Origin of the sequence: Chitinophaga sp. 180180018-3 (assembly GCF_037893185.1) — a bacterium.
Lineage (GTDB): Bacteria > Bacteroidota > Bacteroidia > Chitinophagales > Chitinophagaceae > Chitinophaga.
Genome location: NZ_CP140772.1, coordinates 3,598,124 through 3,618,877, shown reverse-complemented (window position 1 = coordinate 3,618,877; position 20,754 = coordinate 3,598,124). Strand labels below are relative to the sequence as shown.

Here is a 20,754-nt window from a genome sequence, read left to right as displayed (position 1 = left end):
TGGAACCAGTTCAGTTACCCTAATAATCGCTCAGAAGTATGCGAAAATCACTCTATTTGTTCGCGCTGTCGTTAGTGCCGATCTTTCTGTTGCTGGTAGTATTGTTTTTCTCCGGATACAGAATACACCGGAACAGTGCCCAGCGAATGCTTACTGCCACCGATACGCTGATGATGGAAAACCCGTCGATTCATTTAATGGATTCGGCACTATTTGTTCTGAATGATGCCGAGAGCAATTTCCGCCTGTATACCGTGTTTTACAAAAGGGATTATTTACAAACATTTTCCGATGAACTGGGAAATGTGTTGGGAATGATCGACACGGTCAGCCATTCGTTCCGGGCGTCCGGGAAAGACAAACATTTTGATACGCTTATTCAGCAGAAAGAACAGGTGTCGGGCCGGATTGCCAAACTTAAATCAGCGACCGATTCTATGCTCACCCGCACCATTAAAAATGAAATGCTGGATAATTTGCTGAATAGTATCAGGTCTTATAATGTTCGTCAGATAAAGAAGGATAAAGTAAAGGTAGATACTATCAGCATGACGCAGGACCAGCCGACCGCTAAAAAGGGGCTGTTCAGGCGGCTTGGAAATGCTTTCGCCAATAAGAAAGCGGGCGATACCGTAAAAGCTCAGGTACGTATCCTGGTCCGGACCCGCGATGGTAAAGTGATTGATAAAGAGAAGTATGATGCCCAGCAGTTACGCAAAGTGGTGACGAATGTAAATGATTATTACAAAGATGTTTTACGGCGGCAGCTGGCTAACCGGATGAAGCTGAACGAAGAGGAATCGACGCTCGCAGGTACCAACATCGCCATGATGGAGGAAATGAAAGAACTGTTGGTGTCGCTCAGGGAATATGCCGCCAGCCAGGGAAGGCAAAAGAAGGTAGCCGCCCACGTTATTGTAACAGACAGTGCACAGGAGATGAGGAAAATAGTGCTGGCTGGTTTGGTGGCACTGCTGATATGCCTTGTTGTGATTGCCTTTACAGCGTGGAAAGTATGGGAAAACAACCGGTTGCTAAAGAAAGGTAAGATGCTGGCAGAGGAACAAACCCGGGTGCGGACCGATTTCCTGAATAATATGAGTCACGAAATGCGTACGCCTTTGAATTCGGTGGCCGGTTTTACGGAGCAGCTGTCGTATACCCGCATGAATACAGAGCAGCAGCAAATGGTACAGTCCATCGAAACAGCTACGGATATGCTCATTCAGGTAGTGAATGATGTGCTTGATTTTTCCAAGCTCGAACAGGATTATATTTCGCTGGTACCACAGCCTTTTGTACTGTATCAGGTTTACAACGATGTGATCAGTATCATGAGGGTGCAGGCTGCGAAAAAGAACCTGGAATTAAATGTCAGTTTCGAAGGAGACAAGCACGGGCAGGCAAACGGCGATGTATTCCGGCTGAAACAGGTATTACTGAACCTGATCAGTAACGCCATTAAATATACCGATAAGGGAAGTGTAACGGTAACGGCTATACTGGAATTGCAGCCAACGGACCGGTGGCTGTTTGGCCTTGTGGTATCCGATACAGGAGAGGGCATTAGTAAGGATGCCCAGGAGCATTTGTTCGAACGCTTTTTCCAGGCGGGCAATTCCAGGAGCAGCTCAAAGGGTACAGGATTGGGCCTGGCCATCACCAAACGGCTGATCACGATGCAGGGAGGGGATATCAGCGTTAGCAGCGAACTGAATAAAGGCTCCGTGTTTACCTGCCATATCCCCTACGAAAAAGTAGAAGTACCGCTGATGGTGACCAAAAATACCAGCGAGCTCCATGAAGCGGTGGGCGCATCCATGGAAGGGCGGTATGTGCTTGTTGCGGACGATCAGGAAATGAACCTGCTGCTGTTGAAAATGATTCTTACCCGATGGAAATGCCGCTTCGATATGGCTACCAGCGGCACCGCCGCACTGGAGCTCTTTCACCAGTATCACTACGACCTGGTGCTGCTGGATATACATATGCCCGAAATGGGCGGCCTCGAGGTGGCGGAAAATATCCGGAAAGATAAAGACCCCGAAAAAGCCGCCACCATTGTGCTGGCACTAACAGCCAATATCACGGCTTCCGATGAAGAACGGTTAAGAAAGGCCGGCTTCAATGGCTGGCTGTTAAAACCTTTCCGCGAGAGAGAAATTTACGAAGCCATTATGAAGCAACTGCCGGTAACTACCAGCCGCTAGTCTTCCATTTTGTTTTTCATCTTCCCCAATAACGCGTAGGCTCCCTGGGTAACTATTTTGGTTTGCAGCCAATCGTTGCTGCCGGAAAGCAATGCTACTTTTCCGTTTTCTTTGTTACCAACAGCTACAGCTACCAGACGAAACTGATTTTCATCAGTGGTGATGAAAACATATTCTTTTCCATTGTAGCGCACTACAGCGTCTTCCGGTACCACTGCTGCCCGGGCATTGTCCATTTCAAAGACTGCATTCAAAAACATGCCCGGCAACAAATGGAGCATAGGCTTTTCAAAATGACAGTGTAAAAGGCCACTCCGGTTTTCATCTACATTACGTGTTACCAGTATCGTTTCCACATCATACCACTCATCTGGTTTATCCACCAGGCTCACTTTCCCATGCATTCCTTTTCTGAATGCACTGATGTCTTTCTCAAAAACAGTAATGGCAGCATGTATATCATCCGGATTCACCAGCTCAAACAGTACATCTGCCGGGTTTACATATTTCCCGATATTGACATTCACCTTGCTCACATACCCGTTGATAGGCGCATAGATGGGAACTGTACTTGAAATATTGTTAGCACCCAGGTTATCGGGATTGATGTGAATGATACGAAGTTTGGCTGCGAGTGATTGTATAAGTACATATTGTGTATTGTATTCACTGAGAGACAGCTGATAGCTTTTCTTACTGGTGGCATCTGCTTCGCTGAGCTCTTTCTGGCGCTGCATATCAGTGGAGAGGTACTGCATTTTGGCCTTGGCTGTCAGGTAGTCTTGTTGCAGCTGTACATAGGCAGGATCCTCCATTACAGCAATCACCTGCCCCTTTGCTACGGGAGAACCGGGCAGGAGGGAAGTGCTTTTCAGGTACCCGCCCAACGGAAAACTTACAGATATCAGGCTTTGAGGCGGAACATCCACTGTGCCGGTTGCGCGAATGGTCACATGGGTAGTGCCTTCCTGCGCAGTAGCTATAACAATACCTGCATTTCGTTTCTGTACACTATCCAGTGTAACACTGTTCTGGGCGCTTGTTTCAGATTTCTTCTCTGCCACTTCCGTTGTTGCTGCCTTGTTTTTACATGCAACAATCAATAGCAGGCCATATATCATTATTTTTTTCATGCGGTTAGTTTTGATAGGAAGACAATAAATAATCCAGTTCAATTTTTCGCAGGTTCAACTCCCGGACTGCATCCAGGTATTGACCCTGTAAGGTCACGGCATTGTTGATGAGCGTTCCCCACTCAATATACCCGATCTCTCCGTTTTTGTAGGTAAGGTTAGCAGTCCTTATCATAATATCAGCCTGAGGTAATGCGCTATTGAGATAGTAATTCACGGCCTGCTGGTATTTCAGGTACTCGCTCTGGTTCTGTTTCAGTCGCGCCCGCAGCCTGATATCTGCAATTTCCGATGTCATGGCTGCCACATCCTGCATACGCGAAGCTGCTTTTACTTTCGCCCGTTGTGCCCGGGTGAAAATGGGCACTTCTATGCCTATCTGCGCGGTAGAAAAACGGTAACCGCCTCCGTAGTAGTGATCTGCCTGGTTTCTATCCATCTGCCAGCCAATGATCGACTGATTGGAATAACCCAGGCTCCAGTCGGGCAGCAATTTAGCCCGTTCCAGCCGGGTGTTGCCGGCAGCAATCCGTTCCTGTTGCTGATACAGCTGCAGCTCCGGATGCCCGGCCAGCAACGTGGTGTCATATAGCGCTGTGTTGGTGTTCATACTGTCGGCAGCACGGAAGCGGCCCTTATCATTCAACAGTGTGCCCAATTGAATGCTGGCTACTTCTTCATCGGCATCTGTCAGCTGTAACAACATTTTTATCTGGCGTGCCTGGTTGTCGAGCGACGTTTTTTCAAGCAGATTAGTTTCTCCTTTTTCGTACCGCAGCACCGCCACTTTGGTATAACGGGCGTAGATGCTATCCATCTTCGTCAATAGTACCCGGCGGCCATTAATATATTGCAGCTGGAGATAGGCCTGCTTTACCATCCGGATGATTTCCGCTTTCTGCAACTGTGTTTGCAGTCTCGCACCCAGCCATTCCTGCTCAAATACATTCTTCTGCCTTTGGTATAATACGGGCAGGGAAAATATCTGCGTTACTGTGAATTTGTTGTCGAAGGCAGTACTGTTGATGCTGCCCAATTCGCCAACGATACTGGTTTTCGCCGGATCCAGCGAGGAGTGCCGTAAGGCATCGTAATACGATTCCTGTAGCTTCCCCAATGCAATCTGCCGGTTTTGTCCGGTAGCCATTTGTATGGCCTGGTCTAAGCTGATGGATTTAACTTCCTGGCTCCGGCCCACGGAAGGAATAGCCAGTAGCAGCACCACTAATGCAACGGCTGCGCCAACTCCCGGTTTTTTCGATTTTCTTTCTGCCAGATAGTAAAGGCAGGGGAGTACTATCAGCGTCAGCATAGTAGCGGTGATAAGTCCGCCTATGACAACGGTGGCCAGCGGGCGTTGTACCTCGGCACCGGCGCCGTTGCTCAGTGCCATCGGCAGGAAGCCCAATGAGGCCACGGTGGCCGTCATCAACACTGGCCGCAGCCTGTCGTGCGTTGCCTGAATAATGATTTGCATAATATCTGTCATACCCTCTTTTTTCAACTGGTTCATTTCTCCGATCAATACTATCCCATTCAACACCGCCACCCCGAAAAGTGCGATGAAACCTATGCCTGCCGAAATGCTGAAAGGCATGCCTCTTAACCATAACGCCAGCACGCCTCCAATGGCCGATAAAGGAATTGCAGAGAAGATGAGTACACAGTATTTTAATTTGCGGAATGCAAAAAATAATAACAGGAAGATGAGCAACAAGGCTACGGGCAAGGCTATACTCAGTCGGCGCGTAGCATGCTGCAGATTTTCATATTGTCCTCCGTAAGTAATATAATAACCCACCGGCAGCCTGATCCCGGCGGTTTTCTGCTGCAACTCTTCCACGATGCTCTGCACGTCGCGCCCCCTCACATTGAAGCCCACAGTAATACGGCGGCGCGCATCTTCGCGCTGGATCTGATAGGGGCCATCCTGCAATTCAATATGCGCCAGCATATTCAACGGCACCTGCTGCCCGCCGGGCAGTCCCACCGGCAGATTACCGATTTCACCTGCATCCCGCCGCTGCCGGTCGTTCATACGGATGACCAGGTCATAGCGGCGGTCGCCCTCAAATATCAATCCGGCGGTCGCCCCTGCATAGGCCGATTGCAGGGTGTTATTGATATCATTCACTGAGGCGCCGAATTTTGCAATCGCTTCCCGGTTATACGTCACCACCAGCTGTGGAATCCCGGTTACTGTTTCTGTATACAGATCAGTAGCCCCATTGATGGTTTGTATCACCTTCCCCAGTTTATCAGCAAAGTGGGAGAGCGTATCCAGGTCGTCCCCAAAGATCTTGCACACTACATCCTGCCTGGCGCCGGTCATCAGCTCGTTGAAACGCATCTGTACCGGGAACTGGAATCCGGTGGCAATGCCGGGTATTTCTTCCAGCGCACTGCTCATTTTACCGGCCAGCTCCGGAAAAGACTTAGCACTGGTCCATTCTTTCTTTGGCTTTAATATCACCATCATATCTGCTGCTTCCATCGGCATGGGATCTGTAGGGATCTCTCCGGAACCTATCTTGGTGACCACCTTCTGCACCTCCGGAAACTTATCCAGCAACACCCGCGCCGATTTCTGAGTTGTATTGATGGTATTGGTCAGCGATGAACCTGTCAGTAAACGGGTATCTACCGCAAAATCCCCTTCTTCCAGCTGAGGGATGAATTCCCCGCCCAGTGAGCTCAACACCAGTATTGCCCCGGCGAATAATACAAAGGCAGTGGCTACAACGGGAACGGGCACACGTAGTGTACGCTTCAGAATGGGATCATACAGGCGTTGTATCCTGCGCATCATCCGGTCGGCGATACTGTCTTTATGATTGAGTTTTTTATTCAGCACCAGGGCGCCCATCATCGGCACATAGGTAAGCGATAATATGAAGGCGCCTATAATGGCAAAGGATACTGTTTCCGCCATAGGCCTGAACATTTTTCCTTCAATGCCCTGTAGGGAAAGGATGGGCAGATACACGATCAGGATGATGATCTGACCGAATGCGGCGCTGTTCATCATCGTGCGTGCGGAGGTTTCCACTTCATTGTCCATTTGTTCCTGCGTGAGGGTAGTGGCGCCACTCAGCGCAGCGCCTTTGGTCAGCTTATGCATGACGGCTTCGATGATAATCACGGCACCGTCGACCAGCAAGCCAAAGTCGAGCGCACCCAGGCTCATCAGGTTGCCACTCACGCCGAACAGGTTCATCATGATGATGGCAAACAGCATGGCCAGTGGGATCACCGAGGCTACAATCAACCCCGCCCGGATATTTCCCATGAATATCACCAGCACCAGGATCACGATCAATGCGCCTTCTATCAGGTTACGCTCTACGGTTGAAATGGCGTTATCTACCATTTTGGTGCGATCCAGGAATTCCTCGATCATCACACCTTCAGGGAGCGTCTTTTCTATCTCTTTTACTTTATCTTTTATACCGGCAATTACTTTCGCGCTGTTTTCTCCTTTCAACATCATTACTACTGCACCGGCTACCTCGCCCTGGTCGTTGTAGAGCATCGCCCCATACTTTACTGCATGTCCGAACTGCACTTTGGCTACATCCCTTATCAGCAGCGGCACGCCGTTATTTATGCGTTTTACGACGATGTTGTTGATATCGGCAATGCTTTTGGCAAGACCTTCACTGCGGATGAACACCACGTTGGGTCCCTTCTCTATATAAGCACCTCCGGTATTCTGGTTATTATTCTGCAGGCTGTTAAATACGTCCGTTACCGTTAGTCCCAGCGCCCTCAGTTTTTCCGGGTCTACGGCTACTTCATATTGTTTTACTTCGCCGCCGAAGCTGCTCACATCGGCCACTCCTTCCACGCCCAGCAGTTGCCGCCTGACGGTCCAGTCCTGTATATCCCTCAGCTTCATCAGATCGTATCTGCCTTCATAACCAGGCTTGGGCTTTACCATGTATTGGTATATTTCACCGAGGCCCGTTGTCACAGGCCCCAGCTGCGGATCTCCCATTCCCGGCGGAATCTGTGCGCGCACCGGACCAAGCCGTTCGCTGACCTGCTGCCTGGCCCAGTATACATCTGTTTTATCATTGAATACAATCGTCACAAGGCTAAGGCCAAAGCGGGAAAAGCTTCTCTGTTCAATAATCCCGGGTATGTTACGGGTAGCCTGTTCTATTGGCACGGTAATGAAACGTTCCACATCGGGCGCGCCCAGACTAGGCGCCGTAGTGATCACCAGTACCTGGTTATTGGTGATGTCCGGAACAGCATCGATCGGCAGCTGCGTGACAGAATAACTGCCCCAGCTGATCAGCCCTATCATAAAAAGTATAATGATCAGCTTATTCCTGACAGAAAAATGAATGATCTTATTTAGCATGATTATTTATTGGAATAAACAAATGGCGCATCAGGGAGGTATACTTGAACAGCTACTGCTTTATTCCCAACAACTGAATGCCCGGAATGTTATAGCACTAACGGTTCAGGATATACGCCCGCTTCGGCGATGCCTGCAAATGTTTGTCATTGTTAATGATGACAGATCAGCAACAATACTGCCGGCAGCTAATGCCAGCGCGGTTGTTGTTGAAATAATAAAATATAACGGATGCTGTATTAAGCCTGGGGAGGTTGAAATATATCAGGTTGATATAAATAAGGGGGTACTTCGTCATTTATGATCTTTCGCCGCGGCGCCCTGACAACAGGAACCTTGAATGTATATTGTGGCGTGACAGGTAAAATACTGGGAGGAGTGATCGTGAAAAAGTTCAGACAGGTTTTAAATGGTAATTGCATGTCCTGCGCATAGTCCGCATCATATACCACGGGCCCTGTATAGTGCATCTTCAAAAAAGAAAAGATAGTGATATTGGGATCATCTGCTTTATGTTTCACATAATGCTCCACCAGCAGCGGCAGCTTGAGGATCTGCCCTGCTTCAGTAGTGCCCAAAAAATAGAGCGCCAATAATACTATAGCAGCTTTTTTCACGTGTTAAAGGTAAAAAAAAATAACAGACGGTCATAGTATTGAGGCATTTGTACAAGAAAATAACCGGAAAATACAAGCCAGAGCCGGCTCCGGCCTGTATTTTAAATTTTTTCCTGAATTTTGGGTGATATTTACCTTGTTCCTGACACTTATATAAAAACAGGAGTTATGTTTCATGACAACGAGCAACAGCTGAAGGAACTGTACATCAGTACCCTCCCCAGAGTGGCGAGGATGGTGCGCCGGATGGGAGGCGACCTGGAGCTGGCCCGTGATGTGTTTCAGGATGCTGTTATTATCTATCTCGAAAAACAACAACAAAACACTATCCCGGAAGGCGTTGCAGCGGGCGCTTATATCACCGGTATTGCCAGAATACTTTGTATCAGGAAACTGAAACGGCAAGGCCATGAACTCCCATTGGAAGCGGCAGAACAATATGCTGTTCCGGAAAATTATTTCGATCCGCCTCCCGCGGAAAAATCCCTGCTCGGATATCTGAAATCCGCTGGCAGTCGTTGTATGGAGCTGTTACAGGCTTTTTATTACGAACACCAGTCCCTGCAGGAAATAGCCAACAGCTTCCGGTTCAGGACGCTGCATTCTGCCAGCGTACAGAAATACAAATGCCTGGAAAAGATCCGGGAACAGGTAAAACATACGGACTATGCGGAAACAGCTAGCTGACATACAGGAAATAGATCAATACCTGCTGCAGGAAATGCCGGCAGCAGCGCGCCTGATCTTTCAGGCTCGTATGCTCGTATCTCCATTGCTGCGGGAAAAGGTACGGCAACAGCAACAAGTCCTGCAAATTGTCCACTGGCTGGGCAGAGAGAAAAAACGTGAGGAGCTGCAAACCATCTATCAGCAACTCATGAATGAACCTGCGTTCTATCGGTCTGTCACTTCCATATTTGAATAAAGGCAGTCTTCGCCAATTCTTAATTCTGTAATTCTCCCAATCATGGCTTTCCTTGTTCCAACCGTTATCGACGGCGACAGCCGCGGTGCATTTGATATTTACAGCCTGCTTCTGAAGGAGCGCATTGTTTTCCTGGGTACGGCCATCGATGATCAGATAGCTAATCTCATAGTGGCGCAATTACTTTATCTCGACAGTGAAAGCCATCGTCCTATCAGCATGTACATCAACAGTCCGGGTGGGGTGATTTATGCTGGCCTGGCCATCTATGATACCATGAAAATGCTCAAATCGCGGGTATCTACGATGGCTGTGGGTTTCACCGGCAGCATGGGTACGGTGGTGCTTACAGCCGGTGCTACAGGGCAACGTTATGCCCTGCCTAATGCAACTATTCATATGCATCCATCCAGCGGAGGCGCCAAGGGGTATACCGAAGATGTACGCATTGCTTTTAACGAACAGGAGCGGCTGCAGCATAAGACTTTCCAGATCATTGCCCGTAATGCAGGTCGCAGCCTGGATGAGGTAACAGCTGCGTTCAGGAACGACCACTTCCTGTCGGCTGAAGAAGCAAAAGCATTCGGCCTGGTAGATGAAGTACTGAACAGCACGGAAGCCTTGCCACCACTGCCTTTTCGCCAACCCTGGCTGATAGGGAACTGATCAGAACTCCGTATGCTTATCCCAGACCGTCATGGTGATATATACCCAGGTGTAGTTTTGCTCCCGGTACCAGATGGTAATATTCCTTTCTCCGTTATACCAGGTCAGCTCTTTTACAGGGATGCGTTTATGCCGGTAGTCTTCCTTAACAAAAAAATTATATAACACTATTCTGAACTCCGGCAGGGCGGCCGACATATTAAAATCAGTTGCATCATCTGCTGGCCCGGCTATGGCAATAGCTTCTTCCATTGGCTTGCCCCTCAATAGTTCGGGGGCAACAGTATCCGGTACAGCAGCCACTGCAGCAGTATTTCCTGATGTGGGCCTGCTGAAACCCTGTAGGTGGCTATTCTTGCAGGAGGGAGCCGCAAGGGTGACAGCAACGATAAAGATGGCATAGTGCATAGCGGAAAATTCTAAACTAAGATAACAAATCCGGTGATCTCCCTTATCCTATTTAAGTGGTACGGAAGGGATGGTTATTTTATTCGGCAGGATATGTATATTAGAGATATGAGATTAAGAGTAGCACGACATACTGCCTCCTTAGAAAAGATCATCGAATTTTACCAGGATGTACTTGGATTCCGGCAACTTGGATCTTTCAAAGATCGTCATGGTTACGATGGTGTATTCCTGGGCATCCCGGGTGAGAACTGGCACCTGGCCTATACGGTATCGGCCGACCCGCCTGTACACGAGACTGATGAAGACGACTTTCTTGTACTGTATCCGGAATCGAAAGAAGTATTTGCCCGCATGCTGAGCAAAGCCAGAAAAGCGGGAACAACGGAAGTAAAAGCCAGAAATCCTTTCTGGAACGAGAATGCTGTAAACCTGCTGGATCCTGATGGCTTTCGCCTCGTGCTGGTAATGGTACAGTGAACCATATTATCTCCATCCCCCGCCTAATGCACGATATAGAAACACAATTGCCTGTAGTTGCTGCAGGTGGTCATTGATTTTGCCCAGTTGCGCGGCGAGCAGGCTTTGCTGCGCGTTCAGTACTTCCGTATAATTGGCAAAGCCATATCTTACCAGCTCCTGTGTATAATCTACTGACAGCTGCAGATTCTGCAACTGCAATTTGCGTGTATTAGCTTTATCGATTGCCGATTGGTAAGTATACAACGCATTTGATACTTCTCCGCCGGCATTCAGCACCGCACTGCGGAAGCCGAGGGCAGCCTGCTGCTGTTGTTCCTGCGCTACCTTCAGTCTTGTTCTGTTCACGCCCTGATTGAATAAAGGTTGCAGCAAGCCGGCTGTCAGGTTGCTGATCCACGACCCCGGACCAGTCAGTGAATAATAGCTGGTGTAACCTCCGGAGGCCGATATGCTCAGGGTTGGGTAGAGATAGGCCTTTGCTACATTTGTTTGCTCGAAATAATAACGGAGGTTGTTTTCGGCTGCGCGTACATCGGGCCGGTTAGCCAGCAATTGCGCCGGTACGCCTGTTTGCAGCAGCATAATCGGCTGCTGCGCATCAAGACTGTCGCGACCCACCGGCCCTGGCGTCCTGCCAAGTAAAAGGTTCAGCTGATTTTCCGTTTGCCGTATGGATTGTCTGAGGTCAGGAATCGTTACTTCCGCAGCATACCTGCTGGCTTCACTCTGCACCACTGCGGCTCCGGTCACCACATCGGCTTTTTTCAGCTCTTTCATGACTTCTACGGTTGCCTGCCAGTTGATGACTGTCTGCTGGGTGATATGCAGTTGTTGATCCAATGCCAGCAAGTTGTAATAGGCATCGGCAATATTCGCTACCAGAGCGGTTTGCACAGCCTGTGCATTGGCGGTGGCCTGTAGCATGGATGCCAGGCCGGCGCGCCTGGCACTCCGCAGTTTGCCCCAGATGTCGGCCTCCCACGAAGCTGCCAGTCCCACGCTAAACTGCTGATCTATCACTGTTCTGCCCGTATTCACCTGATTGGAGGCGCCCGCCAGGGTTGCGCCCGCATTGGCATTGATCGTTGGGTAAAGCGCCTGCCTGCTCTGTGAGTATACCGCCGCTGCCTGCCGCATACGCGACCAGGCTACCTGCAAATCCAGGTTGTTACGGATGCCCTCATCTATCAGCTGCTGTAACAGCGTATCGGTAAATATTTCTTTCCAGTGAAGAACGGCAATGTTGGTGGTATCTGTGCTGCTTACATCTCTGTACAGGTTATTATCAGTGATGCGGGGGGCGTGATATGGTTTCGTAACCCGGCATGCACCCAGCATTCCTGCGATAATAACGGCTACGGCCATATGTAATCTGATAGGTTGCTTCATGTTTTATTCTTTTGTTATAATGCGCTCTGCTGCTCCAAATTATTCCGCCAAAGCGGGCATGGTAGTACCTTCATCTTCATCTTCCCTTGATGGGGATTTTCTTATTTTTTCCTGTAGTGTCTGGAAGATAATGAACAATGCTGGTGTGATGAAAATGCCGAACAGGGTGCCTATGAGCATGCCTCCCACAGCGCCTGTACCGATAGACCGGTTACCGTTGGCGCCCGCGCCGGTAGCGATCATCAGCGGTATCAGCCCAAGGATAAATGCAAACGACGTCATCAGAATAGGTCTTAGTCTTGCCTGTGCACCACTCACGGCGGCTTCCGCAATATCCATACCTGCTCTTCGTCTTTCTACTGCATATTCAACAATCAGGATAGCGTTTTTTGCCAGCAACCCAATGAGCATAATAAGGGTGATTTGTACATAGATGTTATTACTGATACCAAATAGCCATGCAAAGAGGAATGCACCAAATATTCCTACCGGTATGGCCAGCAGAATGGCCAGCGGCAATATATAGCTTTCGTACTGTGCACTCAGAAGTAAGTACACAAAAATGAGACATAACAGGAAGATGAAGATGGTCTGGCTGTTACCTGCCAGCTCTTCTCTTGTGATACCTGAAAACTCAAACCCAAACCCCGGAGGCAGCGTTTCTGCGGCCGACTGCTGGATAGCTGCTATGGCCTGTCCGGAGCTGTAAGATGGATTGGGTGTACCATTTACACTAATAGAGTTGAACAGGTTAAACCTGGTGATGGCTTGTGGGCCATAGGTTTGCGTCAGGTCTACAAACTCGGTGATGGGCACCATCACGCCGGCGCCTGTACGAACAAATACGGCGTTCAGACTCTCCGGCGTCATCCTGTATTCGGGAGAAGCCTGTACCATCACGCGGTATTGTTGCCCGAACTGGTTGAAGTTGGAGGCGTATATTCCCCCGAAATATCCCTGCATGGCACTCGTAATGTCGGTCACTGTCAGGCCGGCATCTTTCGCTTTCGGTACATTCACATTCATCAGGTATTGTGGGAAGTTAGGATTGAAAGAAGTAGTGGCAAACTGGATCTCCGGCCGTTCAGTCAGCGCGCTGAGAAAATCTCTGCTCACTTTGTAAAAGCGGGCTATATCACCACCGGTTTTATCCTGCAGCTGGAAGGCAAAGCCATTTGATGCGCCAAAACCCTGTATGGTAGGTGGCGCAAAAAACTTGATCTCCGCCTCAGTAATATTTGCGGCCTTTTTGTTCAGCTCTGCAATGATCTGCTGTATGGTCCGCTGCCGGCTGCTCCAGGGTATCAGGCGCATGACCACCATGGCATAGTTGCTGCCATTACCAGACAACTGGCCCCGGCCCGTCACCGCCAGTACATTGTTGATTTCAGGAATGGTGGTGGCTATCTTTTCTATCTTCCTGGCAACAACATCTGTTCGCTGTAGTGATGCATCCGGCGGCAGACTGATGTTACAATTAACGGTGCCCAGATCTTCTTCCGGTACAAACCCCGTGGAGGTTATCCTGGCAATTATTGCCAGCCCTGCACAAAAGCATAACAGGATCAACATCGGTATCCAAATGCGTCTGCTAAAGAAGTGCAGGGTAGTGGTATAGCGCCTTGTTATACCTTCGAACCCTGCATTAAATGCACTGTAAAACCGCTGAAGGAAACCTTTTTTCGTATGTCCGTTGCCGTGTGGGCGGAGAAAAATAGCGCATAGGGCAGGACTAAGTGTCAGCGCATTGATAGCAGAAAGGATGATGGCAATAGCCAGCGTTAATCCGAACTGTTTGTAGAAAACACCGGATGATCCGCCGATAAAACTCACTGGTACAAATACGGCCGACATCACCAGCGTAATGGAAATAATAGCAGCAGATATATCTCCCAACGCATCAATACTCGCCTTGCGGGCCGACCGGTAACCCGTGTCCAGCCTGGCATGCACGGCTTCTACTATTACGATGGCATCGTCTACTACGATACCGATCGCCAGAATCAACGCAAATAACGTCAGGAGGTTAATGGTGAAACCAAAAACTTTCAGGAAAAAGAATGTGCCGATGATGGCCACCGGAACGGATATAGCCGGGATCAGGGTAGACCGGAAATCCTGAAGAAAGAGGAACACTACCACAAATACCAGTATAAAGGCTTCAAACAGGGTATGCAATACTTTATCGATGGAGGCCATCAGAAAATCATCTACATTCTGTAGTACCACATATTTAACTCCTTTTGGAAATGATTTGGAAGCATCTTCCATTACTTTCAGCGTTTGCGTGATCACATCGCGGGCGTTGGAACCCGCTACCTGCGCCACATCTACTGATACCGCCGGGTAACCATTGGTGCGTGTACTGTTAAAGTAACTGAGTGCTCCCAGTTCTATGCGCGCCACATCTTTCAGACGTAGCAACCGGCTGCGCAAACTGGACCTGATCACGATGTTCCCGAATTGCGTAGTATCTGTAAGCGTACCCGGATAACGTATAACGTATTGAAAGGCTTGTCCGCCCCGCTCTCCGAACTGTCCGGGCGCTGCCTGTATATTCTGCTCTGCCAGCGCTGCTGTGATATCCGCCGGCACCAGTCCGTAAGAGGCCATGGCCTGTGTATTCAGCCAGATGCGCATGGAGTAGTCCATTTGTCCGGGCGCCGATGCATCGCCTACTCCCTGTATACGCTTGATCACCGGGATAATATTGATGTCTACATAATTCTGCAGAAAAGTCTGATCAAAAGAAGGATTAGTACTGTATACAGAGAAGATCAACAGATTGCTGGTTTGCTTCTTTTGCACGGTAACGCCTGAACGTGTTACTTCCTGCGGCAGGAGCGGAGTGGCCCTTGCCACCGCATTCTGTACATTCACCGCTGCCATGTTCGGATCACTGCCGATCTTGAAACTTACCGTGATGTTGGCGGAACCATCATTTCCAGCCGTAGAGGTGATGTAATCCATATTCTCCACACCATTGATCTGCTGCTCAAGCGGTACGATCACGCTTTTCAATACTACGTCTGCATTTGCACCCGCATAGGATGCCTGTACCTGTATGGTGGGTGGCGCTATATCGGGATATTGGGAAATCGGCAATGAAACCAGTCCGAGTATACCCAGGGTTACAATAATGATCGACACTACTGTAGATAACACCGGCCGCTCTATAAATCTCTTTAACATGATATACTTTTAAAAGGATCGGTTGATGGTTACAGACTGCTATAAACACTGTCGGCACTGACTATGCGAGGCTTGATCTCCAGGTCTTCCCGCAGATTGCTGATGCCATCTACCACTATTTTATCTCCCGCTTTTACGCCATGCTGTACTACGAATGATTGTCCTGCCTCACTGGCATTGGATCCTATGTCAACAGATCTAACTTTGTTATTGGCGTCCAATACATAAACAAATAGTTTACCCTGTATCTGAAAAGTAGCCTTCTGCGGCACCAGCAGGGCAGTGTCGATATTAGTGGGAATACGCACCACCGCGCTGCTGCCACTCCTGACCAGTCCATCGGGATTATCGAAAGTAGCTCTCATGTTGATAGCGCCGGTTTGCGGATTGATCAGCCCGCTGGCCGTTTCCACTTTTCCTTTTTTCGGCAATAACACACCGTTCGCCAGCACTAATGTCACCGGTGGAAGCGTTGCCAGCTTTTCCTGCATGGTAACCCCTTTGGACGAGAGAAAGAAATTAAGTCCCTGCCGTTCGTTGATGGAGAAATAAGCATAGATCTGGGAGATGTTGGACACCGTAGTCAGTGCGCTTGGAGTGGTACTGTTTACGAGGCTGCCTATTTTATAGGGCAGTATTCCGATCACTCCGTCAGCAGGACTGGTGATCACTGTATAGCTAAGATTGGTTTGGGCATTTTTAAGTGCTGCCTCGGCCTGCGCCAGGGCTGCTTTTTTAGATTGAAGGGTATACGCCGCAGCTTCCAGCTCATAGGCACTTACAATGTCTTTTTCTACCAACGGCTTCACCTTGTTAACCTGCATCTGTGCTGAGTTTACGTCGGCAACAGCTATTTTGATGTTCGCCTCAGCAGTATTTACATTCTGTTCATATTGAGGTGCATTGATCCTGAATAAGAGCTGCCCTTTCTTTACCGCAGCCCCCTCGTCAACATAGATGGCTTCCACATACCCGTCGATTTTAGGCCGGATCTCAATATTTTGAATCCCTTGTATCGTAGCCGGATAGTCAGCGTTAATTACGGCGTTCCGGGGCTTCAGCTCAATTACAGGATACGACGTAATAGTAGCCTGTTTTCCTGCGCCCTTGTTGTTGCTACACGCCCCCAGCGTAAACAGGAAAAAAACAACGATAACAGATCTGCTCATAAGAAAAAATTTGACTTCCAGTTGATTCAAAGCTCCAACTGGTTTCTGTTGCAAAACTGAAGTTGATTAAACAAATGCGCATACGGAAAGTTTAACAGCAAAGGCCGTATCTTTTGTTAAATATCCGGAAAGTGTTGCTGACAGGTTGTTTAAGAAGACACAAAGGCCGGAGGGTTACAAGAGCCGGCCTGTGGAGAATGTAGCTGCGGATGCAATATTTACTCCCATTTAAAAAGCTTTACCGATAGTAGTGCTATGGCGGCGCCCCATACCATGAGACCACCCAGCTGCGTGGGAATCTCCCAGATATGTAATCCCTCGAAAGCTATTTTTCTAAGTCCATCTACAAAGAAAGTGAGTGGTAACATCTCACAGAAACTGCGTAGCCATACGGGATAATTTTCCACCGGGAAAAACAATCCGCACAGGAGTATTTGTGGTACCGTGATGGTGTTGGCTACCGGCGCAATGGAGCTCTCATGGCGGATTAACCCGCTGATGATAAAGCCGATGCCCATGAACACAACAAGGCCGAAAACGGATAACAGCAACATTTCAAGGAATGTAAGTAAACCATTGATGAGGGTAAATTTAAATGCAAAATATCCGAGTGCGGTGATGATAATAAAGCAGATGATCTGGAACAACAGGCGGCTCAGCATTTCGCCGAAAAGCAGCGCAGTACGGCTAACAGGAGTAACGTATATCCTTTTCAGCACCAGTGTATGACGGAGATTGAACAACAGGAAGGCAGAGCCAAATACGCCGGCCATCAACAGCGAAAAACCAAGCTGCCCCGGTAGAATAAAATCTATCTGGCGATAAGTTCTACCCGGTACCTGTACACTATGAACAGTAGCTGCTACCGGCGCGTCGGGCAGTATTTGCTGGTTTACCTGGTGGGCGGCTGTTTGCAGGGCTGCCTGTATCAGCGGCGTCTTATCCGCTACCGCACTGCTGCCCAGCAGATCTGTATTGAAGTGGGGGATGCCATTCACTATCACCGGTGAACGCAGACAGATGATCCCCGCAATCCTTCCTTTCTTCAGGTCAGCAATCATCGTTGCTGAATCATCACCTGTAGTGAGGTTGAAAATGCTCACTGCTTTAATGGCAGGATACATCGGATTACTGGTATCACTGTGTGGCGATAATTTGATGTTGACCTTCACAGCGGTGCTGTCGACCATCGCACCGAATACAGTTACAAAGATGATAGGGAACAACAGGGCAAACACGATAGAAACAGGACTGCGCAGGGTGGCCTGCAAACTGGCCCTGGCTATTACAAACGATGCTTTCAGCTGACTGTATTTCTTCGACATAAGCAGTTAAAGTTACCAGATAAAAGGTATGAGTGCTTTTCGTTCGCCCGGATATTCAGGGAATTGCTGCCGGTACCATTGATGATTAGCCAGTGCACGTGGTACCAGGTTTGCACAGGTCCATATTAAAAAGGCCAATGCAGGGAGGCTCCAGGTCAGCAGTGCGTAACCACTCCATTCCAGGAGCTCACCTGCCAGGTTGGGAGAGGAAACGTACCTGAATAATCCCGCTACAGGTATCCTGTAGCCGGTTTCATGAATGCTTCTGAGCCGGATCAGGTGATAATCCGAGCGCCAGTTGATTCCCATGCCCAGCAGGAAAAGTATAGTGCCGGCAATAAAAGGAAAACTGCTCCACCAGTTATCAGGGTAGTGCGCAAAACTGCCGAACCAGATCCCCAGTAATGAACCATTCACCGTATTGAACAATATGGCGGATGCCATAATCACCAGCGGCATCTTCTTGCCCCGGGTACGTATCATGAACGGATATACGAAACTGCGGTGCAGATAATGCATGATGAATAAAAGCATCATGAATCCCGCGGGGGATTGCCATTGAAAGGTACGAAAGGGGATCCATATGAGGAACGATACCAATACAGTGGTTTCCATCATGAACCAGCCCATTTTGTTGCTGATCATTGGTCCCCAGCGGTTGTTGCTGTAACGGCCGTAGGGCGCTTCGCGCCACAGCAGGTAAATACCGGCGGCGATACCCAGTGCCACCCAGCAATAAATAAAAACCACGTATTCCCCGAACGGTAAATGATGTGTCATCTGATAACGCCTGTTTGTCTGAACCAGTTGATGGTGTCCTCAACGGTTGCTGTAAATGCCCGCGGCTCGAATCCCAACTCCGCTGTAGCAGCCGCATGATCTATTTTTTTATTGCTCAATATAAGATTATACACCGATTGCCGGGTATAGAATGGCGGCCCGCCTGTAATACGAGCCCAGAACCTTACCAGTGGCAGCATCCCAAATACCAGCCATAGCGGTACAACGGGAAGGGCTATACGCCGCCCGCTGACCCTGCCTATTTCCCTGCTCAGCGTTACCAGCGAGGCCCAGGTACCGCTTAGCAAATAGGCACTCCCCGCTGTGCCACGGTGCAGTGCCGCTGCTATCGCGCCGGCCACATCCCGCACATCTACAAAGTCGACCCCGCCGGGAAATAATGCCGGGATCTTTCGCTGATAAATTTTAACAACAGCCTTGCCGATCAGCGATGGCTGCTGGTCGAATGGTCCCATTACCGCTGTAGGCGCCAGCACCACCACTGCCATATCCGGCCCGTTGTGTGCCAGTGCAATGGCCTGAGATACTGCCTTCGAGTAGTCGTACCCGTAGCGGGTTTCCGTTGTGGCACCCCGTTTTTCATCCATGCGCTCGTCATAGGGAGCCTGGTTGTATGCTGTTACAGAACTGAGATGTATAAATCGCCCGACACCTGCAGCGCGGGCCGCCCCGGCCAGCAACCGGGTACCTTCGGTATTTACCCTGAAAACGGTTTCATCAGGCCGGTCATCCACGGAAATCATTGCTGCAAGGTGTATCACCGCCTCGGCGCCGGTTACCAGGGTACGCAAATTGTTTTCGTCCAGCAAATCTCCGGTTATATAGGTAACCCCGGCAGCAGTAGCTGCTGCCGCCGGTTTGCGGGTAAGCAGTTGTAATTGATGCCCTTCGGATAGTAATACAGGCACCAGTACACTTCCTATGTAACCTGAGGCACCCGTAATAGCAATTCTCATCTGGATAATTGTAGTTAGATGCCATAAGATAAGTTAATTTGGGAGCTTAGTTGTCTTTTTATTTATATTTGTTCGCAGATGAAGTACTGAGTATCTATAGCCGAAACCTATAATGAAAGCAAAAATTTATAAGCCGCATCCTGCGCTGCAGGATCTGGTGAACTGTATAAGTATCTACCAGGTTGACTTTACCCAAAGCCAGGGGTTAACGAATATTTACAGGTTTGTGCCTGCCTACCAACGTTATATTATTTTTTATCTGGAAGATCCCATCAAGGTGTTAAAGCCGGGCAACGACGGTTTTATCACTAAGCCTGTATGCGTGACCATAGGCCCGCAGGAGCAGGCGGTAACCCTTGATATGGGCAGCCGCCACCTGGCACTGTGTATTGCCTTTCAACCCAGCGGGTTGCACCGCCTCCTGAAGATTCCCATTTCCGAGATCTATGAACAGGATTTTGATACCCGCCTGCTGCTCGGCAATGAGATCGATGAGATTACGGAGCGACTGAAAGAAGCAACAGACTGGGATCACATGATAAGCATAACGGAGTTTTATCTATTGAAAAAAATATCCAAACTCAAGCCTGTTCTGCCAGTCGATAAAGCCATGGCAGTAATGGTAAACAGTGCCGGCAATGTTACGATGGAAGAGTTGGCTTCCCTGGCCTGCCTCAGTCTCCGGCAGTTTGAACGCAGGTGTACCGAACGGCTCGGAATGCCGCCTAAACAATATGCCCGCCTTATCCGGTTTTGCAAAGCCTACCAGCTGAAAGAATTATTCCCGCAGAAAACATGGACGGAAATAGCCTATAACAGCGGGTATTACGATCAGATGCATTTTATACGGGACTTCAAGAAATTTGCCGGAATCACTCCCTCTTTTATTCATGAAGACGAACTGAAAAATACAATCAGATTACATAAAATAATGGAATAAACAGAAAAGTTGTCGCTTTTGTACTATGAGAGGGTCGTTAATCACGATAATTTTGCCCCCGTAATCAGTACTCGACCTTTCTCCATGAGGTAGCATCCAACGGGTAGCGGCTATGCCCGGTGGATAAACCATGCAAGTAAAGATCCTCATTTGAAAGAAATGATAATAATT

16 protein-coding genes are annotated in these 20,754 nt (G+C 48.9%); 6 read left to right on the top strand and 10 right to left on the bottom strand.

The features are described from left to right. The first annotated feature begins 38 nt into the window (after positions 1 to 38). Entirely contained in the window at positions 39 to 2,210 is a 2,172-nt protein-coding gene (locus tag UNH61_RS14305; protein ID WP_326992630.1) for an ATP-binding protein, read from the top strand. Here UNH61_RS14305 and UNH61_RS14300 read toward each other — a convergent pair. The 3 genes from UNH61_RS14300 to UNH61_RS14290 all read right to left on the bottom strand — a co-directional run bounded on the left by UNH61_RS14300 (position 2,207) and on the right by UNH61_RS14290 (position 8,329). Then, positions 2,207 to 3,343 (bottom strand): efflux RND transporter periplasmic adaptor subunit, encoded by a 1,137-nt coding sequence (locus UNH61_RS14300; protein WP_326992629.1) that lies wholly within the window; start codon positions 3,341 to 3,343, stop codon positions 2,207 to 2,209. The two genes, UNH61_RS14305 and UNH61_RS14300, sit on opposite strands and share 4 nt — an antisense overlap. A 4-nt stretch (positions 3,344 to 3,347) precedes the next feature. Continuing rightward, positions 3,348 to 7,712, bottom strand: coding sequence for a CusA/CzcA family heavy metal efflux RND transporter (locus UNH61_RS14295; RefSeq protein WP_326992628.1), 4,365 nt, complete (start codon positions 7,710 to 7,712; stop codon positions 3,348 to 3,350). Positions 7,713 to 7,951: 239 nt separating this feature from the next. Then, complete coding sequence (locus UNH61_RS14290) at positions 7,952 to 8,329, bottom strand: hypothetical protein (RefSeq protein WP_326992627.1); 378 nt, start codon at positions 8,327 to 8,329, stop codon at positions 7,952 to 7,954. Between the two features lie 168 nt (positions 8,330 to 8,497). On the opposite strand from UNH61_RS14290, the gene UNH61_RS14285 reads away from it, so the two are divergent. Genes UNH61_RS14285 through UNH61_RS14275 form a run of 3 tightly spaced genes read left to right on the top strand, consistent with a single transcriptional unit; the run spans position 8,498 to position 9,920 of the window. After that, positions 8,498 to 9,016 carry a sigma-70 family RNA polymerase sigma factor gene (locus UNH61_RS14285; protein ID WP_326992626.1) on the top strand — a complete coding sequence of 173 codons (519 nt, stop codon included), beginning with the start codon at positions 8,498 to 8,500 and terminating at the stop codon, positions 9,014 to 9,016. Then, on the top strand, positions 8,997 to 9,254 hold the full coding sequence (locus UNH61_RS14280) for a hypothetical protein (RefSeq protein WP_326992625.1): 258 nt from the start codon (positions 8,997 to 8,999) through the stop codon (positions 9,252 to 9,254). Before UNH61_RS14285 ends, UNH61_RS14280 begins: the two co-directional genes overlap by 20 nt. Before the next feature lie 42 nt (positions 9,255 to 9,296). Further along, a complete protein-coding gene (locus UNH61_RS14275) occupies positions 9,297 to 9,920 on the top strand; it encodes an ATP-dependent Clp protease proteolytic subunit (RefSeq protein WP_326992624.1) in 624 nt (207 codons plus the stop codon). Here UNH61_RS14275 and UNH61_RS14270 read toward each other — a convergent pair whose 3' ends face one another. Beyond that, complete coding sequence (locus tag UNH61_RS14270; protein ID WP_326992623.1) at positions 9,921 to 10,328, bottom strand: hypothetical protein; 408 nt, start codon at positions 10,326 to 10,328, stop codon at positions 9,921 to 9,923. 108 nt (positions 10,329 to 10,436) lie between these two features. Between UNH61_RS14270 and UNH61_RS14265 the strand changes: the two genes are divergently transcribed. Beyond that, positions 10,437 to 10,808, top strand: coding sequence for a VOC family protein (locus UNH61_RS14265; protein WP_326992622.1), 372 nt, complete (start codon positions 10,437 to 10,439; stop codon positions 10,806 to 10,808). Positions 10,809 to 10,814: 6 nt separating this feature from the next. Here the strand turns inward: UNH61_RS14265 and UNH61_RS14260 are convergent, their stop codons facing one another. From UNH61_RS14260 to UNH61_RS14235, 6 genes are all read right to left on the bottom strand, one after another. Then, complete coding sequence (locus UNH61_RS14260) at positions 10,815 to 12,200, bottom strand: efflux transporter outer membrane subunit (RefSeq protein ID WP_326992621.1); 1,386 nt, start codon at positions 12,198 to 12,200, stop codon at positions 10,815 to 10,817. A 39-nt stretch (positions 12,201 to 12,239) separates the two neighbouring features. Then, a complete protein-coding gene (locus UNH61_RS14255; protein ID WP_326992620.1) occupies positions 12,240 to 15,392 on the bottom strand; it encodes an efflux RND transporter permease subunit in 3,153 nt (1,050 codons plus the stop codon). 29 nt (positions 15,393 to 15,421) lie between these two features. Continuing rightward, complete coding sequence (locus UNH61_RS14250; RefSeq protein WP_326992619.1) at positions 15,422 to 16,561, bottom strand: efflux RND transporter periplasmic adaptor subunit; 1,140 nt, start codon at positions 16,559 to 16,561, stop codon at positions 15,422 to 15,424. Between the two features lie 218 nt (positions 16,562 to 16,779). Beyond that, the gene (locus tag UNH61_RS14245; protein ID WP_326992618.1) at positions 16,780 to 17,886 is read right to left on the bottom strand and encodes an ABC transporter permease; all 1,107 of its coding nucleotides are present in this window, start codon (positions 17,884 to 17,886) and stop codon (positions 16,780 to 16,782) included. 12 nt (positions 17,887 to 17,898) lie between these two features. Further along, a complete protein-coding gene (locus tag UNH61_RS14240) occupies positions 17,899 to 18,666 on the bottom strand; it encodes a DUF1295 domain-containing protein (protein ID WP_326992617.1) in 768 nt (255 codons plus the stop codon). Beyond that, the gene (locus tag UNH61_RS14235; RefSeq protein ID WP_326992616.1) at positions 18,663 to 19,643 is read right to left on the bottom strand and encodes an NAD-dependent epimerase/dehydratase family protein; all 981 of its coding nucleotides are present in this window, start codon (positions 19,641 to 19,643) and stop codon (positions 18,663 to 18,665) included. The genes UNH61_RS14240 and UNH61_RS14235 overlap by 4 nt, the downstream gene beginning before the upstream one ends. A gap of 112 nt (positions 19,644 to 19,755) precedes the next feature. Between UNH61_RS14235 and UNH61_RS14230 the strand changes: the two genes are divergently transcribed. Further along, on the top strand, positions 19,756 to 20,583 hold the full coding sequence (locus UNH61_RS14230) for a helix-turn-helix domain-containing protein (protein WP_326992615.1): 828 nt from the start codon (positions 19,756 to 19,758) through the stop codon (positions 20,581 to 20,583). The last annotated feature ends 171 nt before the right edge of the window (positions 20,584 to 20,754 follow it).

Excerpts from the sequence above, each read along its gene's own strand:
- UNH61_RS14305 (WP_326992630.1), top strand. The coding sequence starts at position 39 with ATGCGAAAATCACTCTATTTGTTCGCGCTGTCGTTAGTGCCGATCTTT.
- UNH61_RS14300 (WP_326992629.1), bottom strand. The coding sequence starts at position 3,343 with ATGAAAAAAATAATGATATATGGCCTGCTATTGATTGTTGCATGTAAA.
- UNH61_RS14295 (WP_326992628.1), bottom strand. The coding sequence starts at position 7,712 with ATGCTAAATAAGATCATTCATTTTTCTGTCAGGAATAAGCTGATCATT.
- UNH61_RS14285 (WP_326992626.1), top strand. The coding sequence starts at position 8,498 with ATGTTTCATGACAACGAGCAACAGCTGAAGGAACTGTACATCAGTACC.
- UNH61_RS14280 (WP_326992625.1), top strand. The coding sequence starts at position 8,997 with ATGCGGAAACAGCTAGCTGACATACAGGAAATAGATCAATACCTGCTG.
- UNH61_RS14275 (WP_326992624.1), top strand. The coding sequence starts at position 9,297 with ATGGCTTTCCTTGTTCCAACCGTTATCGACGGCGACAGCCGCGGTGCA.
- UNH61_RS14270 (WP_326992623.1), bottom strand. The coding sequence starts at position 10,328 with ATGCACTATGCCATCTTTATCGTTGCTGTCACCCTTGCGGCTCCCTCC.
- UNH61_RS14265 (WP_326992622.1), top strand. The coding sequence starts at position 10,437 with ATGAGATTAAGAGTAGCACGACATACTGCCTCCTTAGAAAAGATCATC.
- UNH61_RS14260 (WP_326992621.1), bottom strand. The coding sequence starts at position 12,200 with ATGAAGCAACCTATCAGATTACATATGGCCGTAGCCGTTATTATCGCA.
- UNH61_RS14255 (WP_326992620.1), bottom strand. The coding sequence starts at position 15,392 with ATGTTAAAGAGATTTATAGAGCGGCCGGTGTTATCTACAGTAGTGTCG.
- UNH61_RS14250 (WP_326992619.1), bottom strand. The coding sequence starts at position 16,561 with ATGAGCAGATCTGTTATCGTTGTTTTTTTCCTGTTTACGCTGGGGGCG.
- UNH61_RS14245 (WP_326992618.1), bottom strand. The coding sequence starts at position 17,886 with ATGTCGAAGAAATACAGTCAGCTGAAAGCATCGTTTGTAATAGCCAGG.
- UNH61_RS14240 (WP_326992617.1), bottom strand. The coding sequence starts at position 18,666 with ATGACACATCATTTACCGTTCGGGGAATACGTGGTTTTTATTTATTGC.
- UNH61_RS14235 (WP_326992616.1), bottom strand. The coding sequence starts at position 19,643 with ATGAGAATTGCTATTACGGGTGCCTCAGGTTACATAGGAAGTGTACTG.
- UNH61_RS14230 (WP_326992615.1), top strand. The coding sequence starts at position 19,756 with ATGAAAGCAAAAATTTATAAGCCGCATCCTGCGCTGCAGGATCTGGTG.